Source organism: Pyrobaculum ferrireducens, assembly GCF_000234805.1.
In the GTDB taxonomy this organism is placed as follows: Archaea; Thermoproteota; Thermoprotei; order Thermoproteales; family Thermoproteaceae; genus Pyrobaculum; species Pyrobaculum ferrireducens.
Genome location: NC_016645.1, coordinates 222,489 through 239,814 on the forward strand (window position 1 = coordinate 222,489; position 17,326 = coordinate 239,814).

General features: G+C 61.5%; 20 protein-coding genes and 1 tRNA gene. 7 read left to right on the forward strand and 14 right to left on the reverse strand.

Going from position 1 to position 17,326, the window contains the following annotated elements; translation table 11 throughout:
• The first annotated feature begins 28 nt into the window (after positions 1-28).
• From P186_RS01180 to P186_RS01190, 3 genes are read left to right on the forward strand one after another with little or no spacing between them, the layout of a single operon-like run.
• A complete protein-coding gene (locus tag P186_RS01180; RefSeq protein ID WP_148682584.1) occupies positions 29-397 on the forward strand; it encodes a CopG family ribbon-helix-helix protein in 369 nt (122 codons plus the stop codon).
• The gene (locus P186_RS01185; protein ID WP_014287546.1) at positions 394-771 is read left to right on the forward strand and encodes a M67 family metallopeptidase; all 378 of its coding nucleotides are present in this window, start codon (positions 394-396) and stop codon (positions 769-771) included. Before P186_RS01180 ends, P186_RS01185 begins: the two co-directional genes overlap by 4 nt.
• The gene (locus P186_RS01190) at positions 768-1,739 is read left to right on the forward strand and encodes a M24 family metallopeptidase (protein ID WP_014287547.1); all 972 of its coding nucleotides are present in this window, start codon (positions 768-770) and stop codon (positions 1,737-1,739) included. The genes P186_RS01185 and P186_RS01190 overlap by 4 nt, the downstream gene beginning before the upstream one ends.
• Here the strand turns inward: P186_RS01190 and P186_RS13960 are convergent.
• From P186_RS13960 to vapB, 6 genes are all read right to left on the reverse strand, one after another.
• Positions 1,734-1,895, reverse strand: coding sequence for a hypothetical protein (locus P186_RS13960; protein WP_162470308.1), 162 nt, complete (start codon positions 1,893-1,895; stop codon positions 1,734-1,736). The genes P186_RS01190 and P186_RS13960 overlap by 6 nt on opposite strands.
• Before the next feature lie 447 nt (positions 1,896-2,342).
• A complete protein-coding gene (locus P186_RS01195) occupies positions 2,343-3,908 on the reverse strand; it encodes a hydantoinase B/oxoprolinase family protein (RefSeq protein WP_014287549.1) in 1,566 nt (521 codons plus the stop codon).
• Positions 3,905-5,848, reverse strand: a complete 1,944-nt coding sequence (locus tag P186_RS01200) for a hydantoinase/oxoprolinase family protein (protein WP_014287550.1) — start codon at positions 5,846-5,848, stop codon at positions 3,905-3,907. Before P186_RS01200 ends, P186_RS01195 begins: the two co-directional genes overlap by 4 nt.
• A 340-nt stretch (positions 5,849-6,188) precedes the next feature.
• Positions 6,189-6,276: transfer RNA gene (locus tag P186_RS01205), tRNA-Arg, on the reverse strand.
• 85 nt (positions 6,277-6,361) lie between these two features.
• The gene (locus tag P186_RS01210; RefSeq protein WP_014287551.1) at positions 6,362-6,781 is read right to left on the reverse strand and encodes a type II toxin-antitoxin system VapC family toxin; all 420 of its coding nucleotides are present in this window, start codon (positions 6,779-6,781) and stop codon (positions 6,362-6,364) included.
• Positions 6,765-6,989 carry a type II toxin-antitoxin system VapB family antitoxin gene (gene vapB, locus P186_RS01215; protein WP_148682585.1) on the reverse strand — a complete coding sequence of 75 codons (225 nt, stop codon included), beginning with the start codon at positions 6,987-6,989 and terminating at the stop codon, positions 6,765-6,767. The genes P186_RS01210 and vapB overlap by 17 nt, the downstream gene beginning before the upstream one ends.
• Positions 6,990-7,055: 66 nt before the next feature.
• Between vapB and P186_RS01220 the strand changes: the two genes are divergently transcribed.
• On the forward strand, positions 7,056-8,384 hold the full coding sequence (locus P186_RS01220) for an FAD-binding oxidoreductase (RefSeq protein WP_014287553.1): 1,329 nt from the start codon (positions 7,056-7,058) through the stop codon (positions 8,382-8,384).
• On the opposite strand, the gene P186_RS01225 is transcribed toward P186_RS01220, so the two are convergent.
• Both P186_RS01225 and P186_RS01230 read right to left on the reverse strand, forming a co-directional pair.
• On the reverse strand, positions 8,362-8,841 hold the full coding sequence (locus P186_RS01225; RefSeq protein ID WP_014287554.1) for a hypothetical protein: 480 nt from the start codon (positions 8,839-8,841) through the stop codon (positions 8,362-8,364). The two genes, P186_RS01220 and P186_RS01225, sit on opposite strands and share 23 nt — an antisense overlap.
• Positions 8,838-9,770, reverse strand: coding sequence for a DUF58 domain-containing protein (locus P186_RS01230; RefSeq protein ID WP_237179435.1), 933 nt, complete (start codon positions 9,768-9,770; stop codon positions 8,838-8,840). The genes P186_RS01225 and P186_RS01230 overlap by 4 nt, the downstream gene beginning before the upstream one ends.
• Before the next feature lie 39 nt (positions 9,771-9,809).
• Between P186_RS01230 and P186_RS01235 the strand changes: the two genes are divergently transcribed.
• Positions 9,810-10,718, forward strand: a complete 909-nt coding sequence (locus tag P186_RS01235) for an AAA family ATPase (protein ID WP_014287556.1) — start codon at positions 9,810-9,812, stop codon at positions 10,716-10,718.
• On the opposite strand, the gene P186_RS01240 is transcribed toward P186_RS01235, so the two are convergent.
• The 5 genes from P186_RS01240 to P186_RS01260 all read right to left on the reverse strand — a co-directional run bounded on the left by P186_RS01240 (position 10,719) and on the right by P186_RS01260 (position 15,007).
• Entirely contained in the window at positions 10,719-11,633 is a 915-nt protein-coding gene (locus P186_RS01240) for a hypothetical protein (protein WP_014287557.1), read from the reverse strand.
• The gene (locus P186_RS01245; protein WP_014287558.1) at positions 11,630-13,114 is read right to left on the reverse strand and encodes a DUF4129 domain-containing transglutaminase family protein; all 1,485 of its coding nucleotides are present in this window, start codon (positions 13,112-13,114) and stop codon (positions 11,630-11,632) included. The genes P186_RS01240 and P186_RS01245 overlap by 4 nt, the downstream gene beginning before the upstream one ends.
• Positions 13,111-13,473 (reverse strand): helix-turn-helix domain-containing protein, encoded by a 363-nt coding sequence (locus P186_RS01250; protein ID WP_014287559.1) that lies wholly within the window; start codon positions 13,471-13,473, stop codon positions 13,111-13,113. The genes P186_RS01245 and P186_RS01250 overlap by 4 nt, the downstream gene beginning before the upstream one ends.
• Positions 13,474-13,538: 65 nt before the next feature.
• Positions 13,539-14,717, reverse strand: coding sequence for an RAD55 family ATPase (locus tag P186_RS01255; protein WP_014287560.1), 1,179 nt, complete (start codon positions 14,715-14,717; stop codon positions 13,539-13,541).
• Positions 14,714-15,007 carry a hypothetical protein gene (locus P186_RS01260; RefSeq protein WP_014287561.1) on the reverse strand — a complete coding sequence of 98 codons (294 nt, stop codon included), beginning with the start codon at positions 15,005-15,007 and terminating at the stop codon, positions 14,714-14,716. The genes P186_RS01255 and P186_RS01260 overlap by 4 nt, the downstream gene beginning before the upstream one ends.
• Positions 15,008-15,210: 203 nt before the next feature.
• On the opposite strand from P186_RS01260, the gene P186_RS01265 reads away from it, so the two are divergent.
• The gene (locus P186_RS01265) at positions 15,211-16,212 is read left to right on the forward strand and encodes an RAD55 family ATPase (protein ID WP_014287562.1); all 1,002 of its coding nucleotides are present in this window, start codon (positions 15,211-15,213) and stop codon (positions 16,210-16,212) included.
• Here P186_RS01265 and P186_RS14510 read toward each other — a convergent pair.
• On the reverse strand, positions 16,209-16,340 hold the full coding sequence (locus P186_RS14510; protein ID WP_257719875.1) for a hypothetical protein: 132 nt from the start codon (positions 16,338-16,340) through the stop codon (positions 16,209-16,211). The two genes, P186_RS01265 and P186_RS14510, sit on opposite strands and share 4 nt — an antisense overlap.
• Positions 16,341-16,445: 105 nt before the next feature.
• Here P186_RS14510 and P186_RS01270 point away from each other — a divergent pair, with 105 nt between their 5' ends.
• Entirely contained in the window at positions 16,446-17,306 is an 861-nt protein-coding gene (locus tag P186_RS01270) for a TatD family hydrolase (RefSeq protein ID WP_014287564.1), read from the forward strand.
• Positions 17,307-17,326: the final 20 nt, after the last annotated feature.

Here is a 17,326-nt window from a genome sequence, read left to right on the forward strand (position 1 = left end):
TATAAATAGCTGATTCCAGGTGGTTGGTGTGAAGAGGTTTGGCGTGTCACTGCCTAAGGAGGTGGCTGAGGAGGTGGAGAAGATGTCTCAAGACATGGGCGTCACGAGGAGCGAGATCGTGGCGGTTGCTCTGCAGGAGTATCTAGAGGCGAGGAGGGACCACGCCGACGCCGCCCATGAGTGCCTCGGCGTCGTGCTGGCGGTCAGCGACTCTTTTTCAGACATAGGGGAGATTATTGAAGACAACAAGGGGCACATAGTGGCGTACACCCACCTACATGTAGACGGAAAGTGCTTGACAATTGCGGTGGTTAGGGGGAGCGGTAGCGAAATCGAGAGGCTAAGCCTAGCCATGTCTAGAAAGGCGCAGCTCACCCGTTACGTGCCGCTTAGATGAAGATACCCGGCAGATTCCTGAAGGAGGCGAGGCAGAGGTGCGTGCCCAGGGAGGAGTGCGTCGCGCTTCTACTAGGCAGGGGGGACACTGTTATGAGGTGGACGTGGGTGAGGAACGTGGCGGGGAGCCCCCTGGCCTTCAGGATAGACCCCGAGGAGATGTACAGAGCCATTACAGAGGCGGAGGAGTCCGGCCTGGAGCTTCTGGCCATATTCCACAGCCACCCGGGCCCCCCCGTGCCGAGCGCTGTGGATATGCGCTACATGAGGCTCTGGCCTGTGGTTTGGGTGATATCCGACGTCTACAGCTGGAGGACCGCGGCGTGGCGGGCGGGGGGTGGGGATTTGAGAGAGGTGCCGCTGGAGTTTGTATGATAGTGGCGACCACCACAGTCAACTTCGCCTATCTCACGGGGGTGTGGGTCGAGTCCTACGAGCGCTTCAAGGCGGCGGTGAGGTGCGGAGAGCGCATCGCTGTGGTTGTCCCGGCCCTGGACGCGGGCAGGGTGGGCGGCGAGGTGTATGCGTATAGAGACGGGGAGGACCCGGCGCTTGTGCTGAGGGATGCGGCGCGGGGTTGCCCACAGGAGGTGGTCTACGTCGACGGCGGCACCACGCTCCGCCATTTTGAAATTATAAAGAGAGCGTTCCCCCATGCGGAGTTCCGCCTCGCCGACGATTTGCTGAGAGAGATGCGCGCCGTGAAGCGGGAAGAGGAGATCGAGAGGATTAGGACGGCCGTTGCGAAGATACGGGAGGTTTTGGAGGCTGTGGAGCTTTCTCCCGGCGTCACGGAGCGGGAGGTGGCCTTTAGAATATACGGCGCGTTGTACAACGCAGGTCTCCAGCCGGGGCCCATCTTGGCGCAGTTCGGAGCCAACACGACCGTGCCCCACCAGGAGCCCACAGACAAGAGGCTCCAAGTAGGTGAGGCGGTGGTGCTGGACGTCGCCGCGTCCTACCGCGGCTACTTCGGAGACTTGACCAACTCCTTTTTCTACGGCGACACGCCTCCCCAGTACGCAGAGCTACTTGAAATAGTTAGAGAGGCTCAGCAGGCGGCTCTGAGATCCGCGGCGCCGGGCGTAGCCGCGCGTGAGGTAGACGCCGCGGCTCGTCGAGTGATAGAGGAGGGGGGATACGGCCGGTATTTTATACACCGGACAGGGCACGGGCTGGGTCTGGAGATCCACGAGGCGCCGGACATCTCCCCGGGCTCGGGAGATGTCCTGCGCCCAGGCATGGTATTTACAATAGAGCCCGGCATCTACCTGCCGGGACGCTACGGCGCGCGGCTTGAAATAGACGTGGTGGTTAGGGAAAAAGGGGTGGAGGTTTTATGACGAGAGTACGCAACTCGCCTCTCTGAGAAACTTCGCCAGATGTGGAGCTACGTTGGAGAGCTTCGCGACGGCGGTGTCGACGTCGTCGTTTGGAGACACTCCATACCTCCTCAAGACGTGGGTGTGGATCCCCATTACCTCAGCAACCAAGGCCATGTGTACACCGTACATCCATTTTAAAAAATCCTCCGTAGCGCCGTGGCCGCCGAGGCGCCCAGCGTCTAAACACGCCGTTGAGAGTGTCGAATCCGCCGGAGTCGGGGGATAGGCGGCGGCTACCCGGAGCCGACGCGGCCTCCATACGGCGCCCGCCCAGGCGTCTCTCCCCCCGGCTTCCCAGGGAACGCGCCGGCTGCGGGTTAGGCGTGCTCCCTCCCGGACCTCCGCCGTTTCCCCGCATGCCCAGGTCCCCCCGGTCCTACGGCCGGAGTAGCCTGGGGACCGGCGCCCCCCTGGACCGGGGCTCATCGGTAAGCCCAGACGGCACGTCGCTGGAGGCCGCGCCCGGCCCCGGTTTCGGGCCCCCTAGCCTGGGTCCGCCTGTCGGCGGAGCACGGCAGGCACGCCGTGCAGCCCCCCGCCGGTATAGCACAGAGTATTAGTTTAAAAAGTTGTGGGTTGCCTATCGGGCGGGCCCCAGCCCCCGCCGCCCGGCGTCTCGATTACAACCTCGTCTCCTGGATCTAGATCTACCACCGACTTGCTCTGGAGCTCCAACACCTCGCCGCTTGCCTTCTTTATGTAGACGCGGCCCGGCTTGCCGGGCTCTCCCCCGTGTAGGCCCCAGGGGCCTGTTTTGAACCTATCTGCAAGTACTGCCAGACGCGCGGGCGCCGCCACTTTAAAAGCTCTTATAATGCCGTCGCCTCCCCTCCACCTCCCCCGGCCGCCGCTACCCTCCCTTATTCTGTACGCCGTGAATATCAGTGGGTATACCCTCTCAGCGATTTCTATGGGGGTGTTTAGCGTATTTGTCATGTTTACATGGACCCCCGAGACGCCGTGCTTACCCGGCCTCCCGCCGGTCCCTCCTCCGATAGTTTCATAGTAGCTCCAGTACCTCCCTTGGTAGACGCCGCCCATCATCACGTTCATCATCGTCCCAGACCCCGCCGCGGGCACCCTGTCCGGCAGGGCCTGCGACAGCGCCTTAAAGACGGCGTCAGCCGCCCTCTGGCTAGTCTCGAGATTGCCCCCAGCCACGGGCGCCGGCTTTCTGGGATTGAGCAGACTCCCCTCGGGGGCCCTCACGGAGATGCATGAGTAGAACCCCTCGTTGGTGGGTACCTCGCCCCGCATGAGGCTTCTAATGGGGAAGGAAGTCGCGGCGTAGGTTACCCCCAGAACCGCGTTGAGGGGGGCCTCCACCTGCGGGCTTGTGCCGGTGTAATCCGCCTCGACGCATCTATCCACCGCGAGCCTCACGGAGATCTTTACAAACCCATCGCCGAGTTCTAGATAGTCCTCGGCGGCGTAGACCCCCCTCGGCCACTTGGCTATCTCCTCCTCCGCCACGCGGCGCCCGTAGTCGATGGCCGCCCTCCAAGCCTCCGCGACGCGTCCGCCGTATTTCTCAAAGAGGTCGACGACGCGGCGGCTACCCACCACATTAGCCGCTATCTGGGCGTTTAAATCGCCTAGAGTAGCCTCAGGTGTCTTGACGTTAGACAGCCAGACGGAGAGGACCTCTCTATTGAGCTCCCCCCTCCTCATAATCTTCACCGGCGGCAGTACGAAGCCCTCTTCGTATATAGTCTTGGCATTTGGGTTTATACTCCCCGGCACGGGCCCCCCTACGTCTACGTGGTGGGCCTTATTCACCAAATACGCCACGAGGCGGCCGCGCCAGAAAACCGGCGTGACAACCATGACGTCGTTTAGATGGGTGCCCGATATGTACGGGTCGTTTAAAACCACCACATCGCCCTCCTCAAGCTCAACCCCAGCCCCGCGCAGAGCCTTGAACATGTTCTTCACGCCGATGTAGAACGAGCCCAGGTGTACGGGGATGTGCTCAGCCTGCGCCACTATCTCCCCATCGGCGTTCAGCACGGCAACGCTGTGATCCATACGTTCCCTTATGTTTGGAGAAAACGCAGAATTCCTAAGCGCAATCCCCGCCTCCTCGGCTATATACACCGTGGCCCTGTAGATAAGCTCCCAGCTCATAACCTCAGCACAAGTGATCCGAGCGGACCCACCTCCACTCTCCACCTAGGCGGCACCACCGTCGCCGAGTGCCTCTCCTCTATAACAGCCGGCCCCTCCGTCTTAAATCCGCGCGGTAGCTCCTCCCTCTTGTATACGGGAGTCTCTACCCACTCCCCGAAGTATACCCTGCGGTATGTAGGCCTGGGCTCGCCGGTTGCTTCCGGCTCGCGCAGTCTCGGCCTCCTCCGCGCCACCACCGCGAACACCCTCACCGTCACAACCTCAATCGGCTTGTCTAGCCTGAAGCCGTAGGTGGCGAGGTGCTTCTCTTCAAACGCCCTCCTCACCTCCTCCAGAGAGGCGGGTCTACCCACCGGCACCACTAGCTCCCAGCCCTGGCCTTGGTACCTCACGTCCGCCAGCCTGACGTAGTAAGTGGGGCCGACGGGCGAGAGAGACTCCTCAAGTCTTCTGTAGGCCTCCTCCAGGTCTCTCGGGTAGGAGGCCCTAGCCTCGAATTTGCTGTCTGCAAACAACATGCCGAGTGCCGTGAAGACGCCGGGCCCTGGGGGGATCACCACCGTCTTGACGCCCAGCTCCTCTGCCAGCTCCGCGGCGTGCTGTGGGCCGGCGCCGCCGAAGGCAAACAGGGCGAACTCGGACGGGTCGAGGCCCCTCTCCACGGTAACCAGCCTCACAGCCCTGGCCATTTCGAGATTGGCGAGCTGGACGGCGCTCCAGGCAACCTCCACGGGGTCGCCCAGCCGCCTGAAGGATTTATAGGCGGCGTCCGCGTCTAGCTTCATCTCTCCCCCCAGCAACTGCGCCACGCGACCCAGGACGACGTTTGCGTCTGTGATAGTGGGCTCCACGCCGCCCCGTCCGTAGCACACCGGGCCGGGCTCCGCCCCCGCGCTGACGGGCCCCACCCTAAGCGCCCCGCCCTCGTCTCTCCATATGATGGTGCCGCCCCCGGCTGACACCTCCGCCAGGTCGATAAACGGAAACCTCACCGGGTACCCCGAGCCCTTTACCAACCTGCCGTGGTGCGCCTCGCCGCCCACCTCGTACTCCGTGGTGATGCTGGGCTCCGAGTTGACCACCGTCCCGGCCTTGGCCGTGGTGCCCCCCATGTCGAAGCTTATCACACGGGGCAGTCCGAGAATCTTCGCGAACTCCGCCGCGGCCACGACGCCGCCAGCCGGGCCGGACTCTATTAAATGCACCGGCCTCCTGGCGGCCTCCTCCACGGTCACCAGCCCGCCGGAGCTGGACATGACGTAGAGCCTGCCGCCCCGCGACTCTACATATCTCCCCAGCTCCTCCAGGTAGCGGCCCACCAGCGGCATCAAGGCGGCGTTGACCACCGCCGTCGAGGTCCTCTCGTACTCCCTAGGCTCCGGCGCCACCTCGCTGGATAGGGACACGTAGCGGAAAAACCTCCTCAGAACCTCGCCGGCCCTCGCCTCGTTTGAAGGGTTTATATACGAGTGGAGGAAAGACACGGCTACGGAAACCACGCCCGACTCCACAGCCTCCTTCGCGTACCGCTCAACCTCGCCGGGGTCCACCTCCTTCAGCACGGTCCCGTCGGCGAGTGTCCTCTCGTCAACTTCAAACCTCAGCTCTCTGGGCACTATGGACCTGGGCTTGTCGAAATAGAGATCGTACAGCCTCGGCCGGTTCTGCCTCCCAATTTCAATCACGTCCCTAAACCCCCTTGTGGTGAAGAGAGCCACCTTCGGCAACTCCAGCCCTATCTGCCCCAGCAAGGCGTTTGTCCCTATTGTGGAGGCGTGGAGGACCTCCTCCACCTTCGGCAACCGGGAGAGGCCGTCGATGACAGCTTGTTCCGGCTTTCTAGGCGTCGAAAGGATTTTGTACGCCAAGAGGCGCCCCTCCTCATCCACCGCCACGAAGTCGGTGAAGGTACCACCCACGTCTACTGCGACTATCACGACCTCTTCCTAAAAATTCCAAATATAATGGCTGTCATAGGTGTAGAACGACTATATAAATAGATGCGTTGAGAAGCCCTGCCCCGCGTTCACCATCTGCCCGTTGTGGAGTCCATGTCGTGATGAGGGAGGCGGCCGCCGCAAAAAATGGCATGGTTAATTGATAAGTGGCAGAGAGTCCAGCGGCGCGGGCATGTATGGGATGCATCTCAGCGATGAAAGTCGTGTGTTATTACAATTATTCAACAGCGATGATACGACACATATGAAGCTACGCCGTTGTCGGTACCACATGCACACAGCTAAGTCATCAGGAGTGACATAGGCGACGGCGTCGAGGCGGGCCCGGTGGGATTTGAACCCACGACCTACGGCTCTCTCCGCCGCGCTCCGAAGGCCGCCGCTCTACCGGGCTGAGCCACGGGCCCTTTACATTTATCATGTGGATTTTTAAATATTTTCTTGAAGTGATCATGAAATTCGGAGAGGTGGCGATGTGGTTAAGTTTCGTGGCTACTGCCCCCTTGGTCTTTTGTACTGTGTGATGTGCTTCGCGTTTGTGTGGTTTAGTAGCTTCTCGTCTGCTGTGTAGAAGTCAACGCCCAGGGACTCCGCCAGCGATATGTACGCCGCGTCGTAAACAGTGACGCCCAGCCTCAGCGCCGTTTCTAGCACCCGCGCCGGCTCGACGTCGATAATCTCGATATCCGTCTGGTGGAGGAGCTTAAGCGCCTCTACCGCCTTGTCTCTGCTGATTATCCCTCTGAGTGCGTATTTCCGCAGGGCGCTGGCCACCTCAAGCCATAGGCACGGCGGGGCGGAGGCCCTCACTCTGCCGGCTAGGTGATCATCTCTCAGCTTCCTCGCCTCTTGGTGGTGGGGCTCGGGGAGCGCCCACTTGACGACTACCGAGGCGTCAACTACGAGCCTCACGCTCCTCTCTTATCCACTGGGTGGAGTAGTCGCTGTCTATCTCCAGCCCGGCTGATAGGCTGTCCAGCGCGGCGGCCAGCCTCCTGGCTTTCTCCTCCCGCACCCTCTGCTCTAGGTACCTTCTTATCTCCTCTGCGTAGTTTATGCCGAGTTTTTCAAGCTCCTCCTTCAGCCTCCTGGGCACCCTCACGCCGATTACCACGCTCACGTTTACATACAATGTTTACTTTAAAAAGTTAACGTATAACTTTATAAGCTGTGCGTCGAGAGATGTGTGGAGTTTTTGAGGAAGGAGTTTGGGGAGAGGTTTATCGAGGACGGGGTGACGGCGCGTCTGTACGTACGCGACGCCTCTTTTATGGAGTTTTCCGAGTCCATCGCCGGGGTTGTCTTCCCCGTCGACGAGGAGGAGGTGGTTAAACTGGTGCGCTGGGCGGCGAGAAACAAGGTGCCTCTGTTCCCCCAGGGGAGCGCCACCAGCCTTTCTGGTAACGCCTCGGCCACTGCGAAGGGCGTTGTGGTGAGCTTCGAGAAGATGGATAAGGTTGAGGTGGACCCGGTGGACGGCGTCGCGGTGGTGGGGCCTGGGGTGAGGCTGGAGGAGCTGAACGTGGAGCTGGCGAGATACGGCCTCTTCTTCCCGGTGGACCCCGGCTCGGTGAAGAGCGCGACGGTGGGCGGCGCCATAGCCAACGGGGCGGGGGGAATGAGGGGGGCCAAGTACGGCACCATGAAGGACTGGGTGCTGGGGCTGAGGGTGGTGACGGGCAGGGGGGACCTCTTGAGGGTTGGCTGCAGGACGTATAAGTGCCGCAACGGCTACGACTTGGTGAGGCTTTTCGTGGGTAGCGAGGGGACTCTCGGCCTCGTTACGGAGGCGATCCTCAAGCTGGCGCCGGTGCCGGAGTCCGCCGTGGCTGTGCTGGCCTACTACGACGACCTCGAGACTTTGGTGGAGGACGTGGTTAGGGTGAGGGCAGGGAGGCTGTGGCCGCTGTTCGCCGAGTTCCTCGACGCCCCCACCTCGGCCGTCGTGGGGCTGGAGAGTAGGAACGCCCTGTTCCTCGGGGTGGACGTCAATGGAGGCGCCGAGGAGAGGGCCTTGAGGAGGTTGGAGTCTCTGGTCAGGGGCGAGGTGGCGCAGAGGGCACTGGACTGGGGCAACGCCATGAAGCTACTAGAGCCGAGGAGGAGGCTCTTCTACGGCCAGATATCCACCGCCCAGAGAGACGGCGGGGTGCTTGTAATTGAGGACGTGGCCGTCCCAATTTCGAAGCTTCCCGAGGCTGTGCGCGGGTTGAAGAAGTTGGCGGAGAGACACGGCCTGCCGCTACTGCTAGGCGGACACATAGGCGACGGCAACCTGCACCCAGCCACTTGGTACAGGAGGGGGGAGGGGCCTGGGAGAGTTGAGAAATTCCTCAGAGACATGGCGGAGCTCGTGGTGAAGCTAAACGGGACTGTGTCGGCTGAGCACGGAATCGGCGTCCTCAAGAAAGACCTTATAAAAATGGAGCTGGGAGAGGAGGCGCTTAACTACATGAGGGAGCTGAAGAGAGTTTTCGATCCCTACAACATACTCAACCCCGGGAAGATTTTGTAGCGTACACCACCAGGGAGAGGCCTAAGAGGAAGAGGGCGAGGGCCGCTGGGTAGTCGAGGCGGGGGGCGAGATCTTTCAGCAGGATCAGGGCGGCTGCGGGCGCCGCCGCCGAGGCTAGGTAAAGGCCGTGAATCCCCTCGGCGCTTGACGCGACGAGCAACAACACCGCGGCTACGCCGAGCGCCGTGTCTGGGGGCGGTAGCTCGGGGAGGGGCAGGGCCAGGCGCAGAGTCGGCGATGACAGCGCCGCCTCAGCCAGATAGAGGGTCAGCGTGCTGAACGCCGATGTGTAGGGGTAGCGCGTAGAGACGGCGAGGTTTACCACTATTAGCAACGCGGCGAAGGCCCCCTGCCCCAGGGCCCCGTCCACGGACCTGGGGTATATCGAGAGTATGGGGTGGGCGCTGAACATCATGTACTGGAGAACTCCCGACAGAGCCCCGATGATGGGCCTCATAGCGCCTTCCTGAGGGCCTCGGCGCCTCTCAGGACTACTGCGCCGGAGCCTCTAAGCCTCTTGTAGAGGGCGAGCCTCCTCAGGGCGACCAAGGCGTTGGCCCCCGCGACGTCGACGTAGTACATAGGCCTGCAGTTCATGACGATGCATACGTCGGACAGCGAGCCGACGTACACAGTCACGTCGCCGCACGGCGGGTTGCCGCCGCATGTAGGCGTGAAGTCGCCGGGTAGCGAGGTGGCCGGGCCGTGTCCCAGGACGTAGTAAGTCACCTCAAAACCCTTCTCTGAGAGTATCTCGGCGGCTCTGGCCGCCTCGGCCGCGACTAGGGAGCGGAGGCGCCTCGCGTCTACCACCACCACCGCGTTTCTCAGCTCGGGGCCCGTGCGCACATTTACATAGAGCTCCCCGGTTTTTGCAGAAGCCTTCCAGTTGATAAGCTTCATCGGGTCCCCCGGCTGGTACTGCCTCACCTCCACAAACTCCTCGACGCCGCGTCCCCGCTGTGCGGGGTTCGCGGCGGGGCGCCGATCCTCTACATACACCACGTCCCTCCTCCTTGTGAATACGGGGTTGTACGACACAACCACCAGGGGGAGGGGTTGAGACCTCTCCGTCAGGCGGTACCTCAGCCTCACCACCCTCTTGAAGGGGGGTTTGAAAACTCTCCACCGAGGCGCCTCCACGGGGGCGTCGATTGGCGCCGCGTCGTATATGTAGAGGACCCCGGGGCGCCTGTCCGCCTCCACCACCACCTCCACCTCGCTACCGACCCGCCTCCTCGACGCAGACACCTTCGGGGGGTCAAGCGCCGCGTTTACGCCGTAGGCGAATAGCGGGATGAGGGAGAGGAGGGCCAGGTCTGTATTAGCCAGCGCTAGGCCCGCCGTTATCAACACCGCGGCCGCCGCCAGCAGATTCCTAGCCACGCCTCTCAACATCTTTTATAGATATAACACTTCTCAGCCGTGAGGAGGGTGGTGGAGGTGCTGTCTAGCTTCTACGTGGCGCCGAGACAGACGCTGGAGCTCATCCTCGCCGCGGTGATCGCCAGGGGGCACATACTCTTCAACGACCCCCCTGGGCTGGGGAAGACCACCCTGGCTAAGCTGGTGGCGAGGGCCCTCGGCCTCGCCTTCAAGAGGATACAGTTCACGCCAGACATGTTGCCCAGCGACGTCATCGGCGTAAACGTGTGGAGGCCCCACGAGGGGAGGTTCGAGTTTGTGAGGGGGCCCGTATTCACCAACGTCCTCCTCGCCGACGAGATAAACAGGGCGCCTCCGAAGACCCAGGCGGCCCTCCTAGAGGCCATGGAGGAGAGGCAGGTGACGGTGGACGGCGTGACCTACAGGCTGGAGGAGCCCTTCATCGTCCTGGCCACCCAGAACCCGGTGGAGTTCCGCGGCGTCTACCCATTGCCAGAGGCCCAGCTCGACAGGTTCCTAATACAGCTCTCGGTGGGCTACCCCGGTCCGGCCGAGGAGGCGGAGATTTTAAAACGCCGCCTCTCATGGCGCGGCGACGACCCCTCTGTGTATGTAAAGCCGGTGACCACCAGGGAGGAGGTTATGCAGTGGGCGCAGTACGCCGAGGCTGTGTACGTCGACGAGGCGGTGGTCCAGTACATTGTGAAGATTTCGCAGAGCCTCAGAACCCACCCCCTCAACACCTACGGCCCCAGCCCCCGGGGCTCCATAGCTTTGATGAAGATGGCGAGGGCCCTGGCCCTCCTCGACGGGAGAAACTACGTCACGCCCGACGACGTCAAGAAGGCGGCGGCGGCCGCGCTGGCCCACAGAATAGCGCCGAAGGAGGGGGACCCCAGAGACCTCGTGAGAGAGGTTCTGGACAAGACCCCGATACCCTACAAGTAGCTACAGGTACCTCTCCAGGAGAGCCATCACCCTCTTGAGGTGCCGCGCGCGTCTGCGCCTATTCAGCCGGCGCAGGAGCTTAACCACCAGCGGAGGCGCGAAGGGGGAGGGGGTGACATCCCTATAGTCGAGAGCGGCTCTGACCACCTCCAGCGCCTTCCCCTCGTCCACGCCGCCGCGCGCCATGTGGTACGCCACGTAGGTAGCCAGGAGGGCAACGTCGCCGGTCTCGATAAACCTCTTCTCTAGCCTCTTCACCTCAGCCACGTCGAGGTCGTCGTAGAGCCGGACTGGGCGCGGCCTCACGGCGTCGCCGCCCAGCAACAATATAGCCGCCACCGAGCCGACGGCCACAGAGTAGAACAGCCACGTCGCCCCCGTCAGAGAAGCCACTTGGTACAACACGGATAGGAGGCCCCCGAGGACGCCGAAGGCCGCTGTGTGCCGGGCGAAGAACCTCCCTACTCTCCGCAGGCGGCCGCCCAGCAACCCTAGCGCAGAGGCGGCGGCGCCGCCGGCCCCTACGCCCCAGACCGCGGAGGAGAGCCAGTGGAGGTGGGTGAGTTGCAGAAACGAGCCCAGCCCCCAGGAAGACACGGCTATGGAGACCGGGGCCAGGGGCTTCTTGAGCCGGCGGGTGAAGAACCTCGCCGAGTTGAGAAAAAAGCCGAAGGCAACCACCACGAGGTACTCCCTGTGCCTAGGAGTCAGCGCAGGCAGGGGGATGAGGTACACCGCCGCCGCGACCCCCAGAAAGGCGGCTAGGTAGCCCCAGACGTGCCGCCCCCGCCTGTGCAACAGCTGGCCCACGCCGAACGCCGTGAAGAAGGCCCCCAGGGGCTGGGAGACCAGCCTCAGCACAGGCTCCATATAGCCCAGGAGTAGGAGGAGAAGACCCAGCGCTATGTAGGTCATAACGCCCTCCTCAGCCTCTCCACGTCACCCCTCCCCGCGGAGGGGCCAAACCTAATTCTCTCAAAGATGAGGGCAAACTCCCCGTACTCCGGCCTAATGGCGGCGAGCTCCCTCGGCGTCACCGTAGGCGGCAGACCCAGCCTCCTCAACACCCTAAGATAGATAGCCCCCGCCAGCCTCTTGTAGTCCAGCACCCTCACCAGGTAGATCACGGGTCCTGCCCTCACCAGGTAGAGGCCAGGCTTGTCAAACACCAGCCTCACCGGCGGCCTGCCCACACGCCTCTTGTTTACATATACCGAAAACCACGGCGGCCCCCTCACCACGAACTCCTCGCCGAGGCCCAAGGTGACGTACCTACGAGAGGCAAACACGGCCAGCGACGCCGCGGCGGCGGCAGAGGCAACCGCTATAAAAAGCCAGGTGGGCAAAGCCGGAGAGGGGGGCGCGGGGAGGTCGGGGGTCTGCGGTGGGCTGGGTTGCGGAGGCAGAGCGGTGAGGGGTATCGGGGGCGCGACGGGGATCTGCACCCCTCCGCCAGGGGTCGCCTCGACGCCCACCCAGCCCACCCCCTCCACGTAGTACTCCGCCCAGGCGTGGGGGCTGAAGGCCTTGACTGACCACTCCTGGGGGACGGGGCCGTCGGACAGGTAGCCGATCACGAGGCGGGCGGGGACGCCGGCGGCTCGGGCCAGCAACACGAAGGCCGAGGCGAAGTGTATACAAACCCCCCGCCTCCCCTCGGTGAGGAACCACAGCACGGGGTCGGCCCCGGGTGGGATCTCCGGCCACAAGGCGTCCATTGTGCCGTCGTATTTAAAGCCGGTGGTGAGGTACTCCTTAATCCGCGACGCCGCGCAGGCGGCGTCGCGGCACCCGGCGGTCACGTTGGCGACGATCTTCTCAAGGACGGGCCTCAGCTCCGGCGGCACCTGCAGATAGCGCCCGTCCGGCTTCTCCACGGCAGTGCCTTGGCCTATGTACGAGGCCACGTATCTAGGCGAGCCACCCGCCAGCGAGACGTAGAGGCCCTCTATGTCTGCAGAAAGCCTGGCCCCCGGCGCCACCTCCCTAAAAGAGCCGATGGCCAAGCCGTCCACTGGGGGAGACGCCACCGGGACGCAGCTCCCCATGAGTGGCCCGGAGAGGTTCAGCTCGCCGCCGAGCCTAAGCGGCCCGGCCCCCACGGTCACCACCCCGTCGCCGAAGGCGCGGCCGCCCTGCCCCGACCAGCTCCACAAACCCCCCGCGTATGTGTCGAAGACGTAGCACCTGAGGTACATCTCGCCCCCCGCCCCCCTCGCCTCTATGTATGCCTTGAAGTACAGCCCGCCCGACACGCTGACGACCGGGGGCTGCGGCGCCGCGAAGCCGCCCTGGCCAAACGGGGGGGCCCGGCCGGGCGCGTAGGCGGGGTGGATTAGGGATGTCAACCCCACCGCGGCGAGGAGGACTCCGACTACGGCGAGTACCCACCTCACGATTTGCCCATCATCTTTCTCAAAAGTTCGGCGATGTGGGGAGCCTTCCTCTCTAGAACCCCAAGGGCCTCGCCGACGGTCATATCAGGCTTCACTCCAAAAGCCGAGAGGGTGAGGAGGAAGTCCTCAAGGACGTCGGAAACCCTCACGTTGCCCATCCAGTCCGTGGCCTTCAGCGCCACGTAGCGCCTCTTACCTATCTTAACAGTCTCGACGACGCCGTCCCGCTCCAGAGAAAAGACGTACCACTGCACAGCGCCGTACGAAAGCCCCAGCTCCTTCGCCAGCCTGTATATGGGCACAGGGCCCTCGCGGCGCAGAATATCCAAAATAGCCTCCTTGGGGTCCCTACTCCCCACAGTGTGTGTAGAAGCCCCATTTATTAACCTAACGCCACAATTACAACAAAGGCCAGCGACGCCGGCTACGCCCTAAACACGATCCTCCCCCCCTCCTCCACCACCTTAAGCTCGTGGATGGGCCACCCAAGCGCCGACTTCACCACGACGGCGCGGTCGGGGAGGTACCTCCACACAGTGTTGAACAAGTTGAGCAACTCCGGAGTCGGCTCCACGCCCCTAAAGGTGGCCAGCACAGCCACCCCCGGCAAAGCGCTTTGGATAAAATCGAGGACGTAGGCCACCCTCTCGGGGCCGTACATCGCCAGCACCTCCTCCAAGCCGTACAGCGAAACCACCGGCGCCCCTGCCAACTTCTCCACCGCCTCCTCCAAGACGTAGTCCTCCGCCAGCGCCGACGCGGGCACCACCACCTCCTCCACATCGCAACCCATTTGCCTCGCCACAAGGCCGATGAAACGCGACGTGGACAAGACGCCCACCCTCACGTTATCCATATAGTCGCAGAGGTACCCCGCGCTGATCCTGAGACACTTGGGGTGCTCACAGATAAACGTGGCAACCCTACTATTATTCAACAACCCCGGCCGCCTAACCCTAGGCATGAGCTCGGCAAGAGACTTCGCCACATCCTCCGCAAACACCACCCTCCTCCCAGACGCCACAGCCACAGACCTATCCCCAAGCTCGCTCTGAGACCACCTCCTAATTATACGCACACCCCTCCTAGAAATCGTGAAGTAGAACTCCGCCCCCGGCGCCGGCCCCAGCCTAGTCTTGACAACCCTAATCCGCCTGTAGCGGGCCCCCCGGTGGAAGAACTGAGCCACCTCCAGCAGGGCGTCGGCCATGTAGGCGAAGTGGGAACCCCCGACGCCCTCCTCCCCGATGGCTATAACCGGGCCGCTGAAGAGGCGGTACATGGAAGACGCCGCCTCCCTGCTCTGCGGAAGCGCGTTGATGCCGTCGAGAATCACCACGTCGGGAGAAACCTTGACGTACTGCTCCACCACGCCGTTCAGCAGAAGGTCGGCGTCTGAAATCGAGACGTAGTCCAGCACCACGAACCTAGAGGAGTCGAGGCCGAGCCCCTCTATCTTCCCCCGCACCTTATCCCCCGTCTCGTAGAAACCCACGTACAAAACCCGCCCACCCATCTGAGCCGCGGCGTAGAGAGCCAGAGAGGTCTTCCCAGAGCCAGGCGGGCCGTAGACAAGGGTAAACCCCTGGAAGAAATCCTTCATACCCCGCCGAGCCTCTGGACAAAACGCCGCCACCCCTCCTCACTCCAAAGCGCCTCAGCCGCCGCACCCGCGTCAACCCTATACCTCCTCACAAACTCTACAAAAAGCATTGAGATAAGCTCGGCGTTGTGCCGCCCCATAGCCGCCTCCACATACCGCAGAAAAAGCCACGGCTTTTCAAAAACCTCCCCAGGGTTTCCACCTCTCCGCCTGACCTTAAACTCCACCACCGCCCTCAGCGGCACCCCCAGCGACATGTAGAACTCCCGAAACAGTTGATACGCGTCCACGGGCTTCAACTACCACCACCTTAAATACCTTACTATATACACGGCGGACCCCACCAGAAGAAGCATTTAAACCACGCCACAGATACATACAGTGATGTAGCCAGGCGCTGCCGACAAGTGAAGACAGCTCGAGAGGGCTGACCCTTACGTTACACCCCGCGATCTATACCAAAGAGTATATAAATCGGCGGATATAAAACGCCGTGTTTGAAATAGCAGAAGTCGGCACGCGCGGCATGACTCTGATATATGGGCCGCCAGGTTCGGGAAAGACCTCAATCGCCATGCGCCTAGCCAGCAAAATAGACGGCAAAGTGCTCTGGATATCAACCGCGGAGGGCCCCGACCTCCTAACAGAAACCGCCAAGAGGCTGGCGGTAGACCCCTCCAAATTCAACTTCCTAGACTTCCCCCGCGCCTTCCAAAAAGACATAGCCCGCTACATCCTAGACCACGTACCCAGCTACAGCGCCTTGGTAATAGACTCAGTGGAGGGCGTCGCCGGCCGGCAGAACATAGACGTCGTCACCCACTCAGTCCTATATCAAGTAGCGAAGGAGAAGCCAGTCATCCTAGTCGCAGAAGAGGAGACACCCCGAGTGGCATACGTGGCAGACCACGTAATACACGTGTGGTACAGGATAAACAGCCTAGGCCACATAGTCAGATACATACAGCTAGAAAAATCAAGAACACGACCACCAAGCCCCCGCTACATGTTCGAAATAATTGAGGGAGCAGGCATAATGTACATATACCCCACCCCCGCAAGAGGAAAAGGCGAAGTGATCGAAGACGAGAAGCTAGGCATCACGGCGCCACGCCGAAGCATAATATGCATACACTCAGAGAAAGTAAAGAATATTGTGGATCTTCTTTCTAAAATAAAAGATAGGTCGATATTTTTAAAGGTAAGCTATTGGACATCATTCCACGGACTAGAAATAAAGGAAGATCAGATACAGATTGTAAGGATATTTCACGATATTTACAAATTAATTTATGACCTAGCCACTAACGGCCCAAAAGCAAGCTACCTAGTAGTGGGAGGTCTCCTCAACATGTCAGAAGAAGACCGCAAAGAGTATCTTCTCACCCTAGGTATAGCACTGAACTTTGTGGACTTCCTACTGCTTGTAGATGTGGGATCAAAAGAAGAGACAGATCGTCTTAAAAAATACTGTGAGGATATTATTGAAGTTTAGAATATGCCAAAGCCGACGTCTACGCCGTTGGTGGGTAGCACGCCCGTGAGCGCTAATACCACAGATACTCCAAATATTCCGAATTTCATTACCACCCTGACTGTTTCAAATGTTTTAACCACCTTCATGTACTGTGTTCTGCACCTCTCCGGTGGGTGCATACAAGTAGGCGTGTAATATTTTTTGTTTGGCAATCCAAAAAATAGAATAAGGTTGAAGTTTCCTCTCTCTACATGGAGTTTGGGGTTTTTGACAACCATGCTCATGGTAATGAGTATTTGGGTATTGGTGCTGTTGAGGTGGTGAGGAGGTTTAGGGCGGCTGGGGGGAGCGGCATAATATTTGTCTCGCTTCTCACGTGGTCTATCGGTGGGAGGCCGGGGGACAGGTACTGGGTTGTGAAGCTGTACGACCACACTGTGAGGAACGTGGAGGTGGCTCGGGGGGCTGGGCTGGTGTCGGGGGCCGTGGTTGGGGTGCACCCCGCCGAGTGTGTGAAGCTTCTGGAGGCTGGGTGGGCGCCGGGGGAGGTGGAGGAGTTTATGCGGTGGGCCGCCGACCTCGCGGCTAGGTACGTGGAGGAGGGGAGGGCGGTGGGGCTGGGGGAGTTTGGGAGGCCTCACTGGCCCGTGCCGCGGGAGGTGAGGGAGCTCTGCGACAGGGTTGTCCTCTATGTGTTGCAGAGGGCTAGGGACGTCGACGCGGCTGTCCACCTCCACCTGGAGCGGGAGGGCCAGGCCACTGTGGACTCGGTGGCGCGCCTCGCGGCGGAGGCAGGGGTCGATCCCAGGCGGGTGGTTATGCACCACATAGAGGGGGCCTTGGCGGGGTACGCCCACGCCAGGGGCCTCTCGCCGTCCGTGCCCATGGGCCGCAGGGGGGAGTTCGAAGAGGCGCTTAAGGCTGGCCCCGTGTTTGTGGTGGAGAGCGACTACATAGACGACAGGTCTAGGCCGGGGGCTGTGATTCCGCCGTGGACCCTGGCCTCGAAGCTTAGGCAGTATGTATCGAAGGGGGTCCTCTCGGCGGACGATATGTACAAGATATGCGTAGAAAACGTGAGGAGTATATACAGATGGAGGCTCCCTCTATAGAGGCCATCTGTAATTATATT

Coding starts and splice junctions, on each gene's coding strand:
- P186_RS01225 (WP_014287554.1), bottom strand. CDS start 8,841: ATGAGGCCCATCATCGGGGCTCTGTCGGGAGTTCTCCAGTACATGATG.
- P186_RS14510 (WP_257719875.1), bottom strand. CDS start 16,340: ATGAAGGTGGTTAAAACATTTGAAACAGTCAGGGTGGTAATGAAATTC.
- P186_RS01240 (WP_014287557.1), bottom strand. CDS start 11,633: ATGACCTACATAGCGCTGGGTCTTCTCCTCCTACTCCTGGGCTATATG.
- P186_RS01190 (WP_014287547.1), top strand. CDS start 768: ATGATAGTGGCGACCACCACAGTCAACTTCGCCTATCTCACGGGGGTG.
- P186_RS01185 (WP_014287546.1), top strand. CDS start 394: ATGAAGATACCCGGCAGATTCCTGAAGGAGGCGAGGCAGAGGTGCGTG.
- P186_RS13960 (WP_162470308.1), bottom strand. CDS start 1,895: ATGGCCTTGGTTGCTGAGGTAATGGGGATCCACACCCACGTCTTGAGG.
- P186_RS01270 (WP_014287564.1), top strand. CDS start 16,446: ATGGAGTTTGGGGTTTTTGACAACCATGCTCATGGTAATGAGTATTTG.
- P186_RS01195 (WP_014287549.1), bottom strand. CDS start 3,908: ATGAGCTGGGAGCTTATCTACAGGGCCACGGTGTATATAGCCGAGGAG.
- P186_RS01255 (WP_014287560.1), bottom strand. CDS start 14,717: ATGAAGGATTTCTTCCAGGGGTTTACCCTTGTCTACGGCCCGCCTGGC.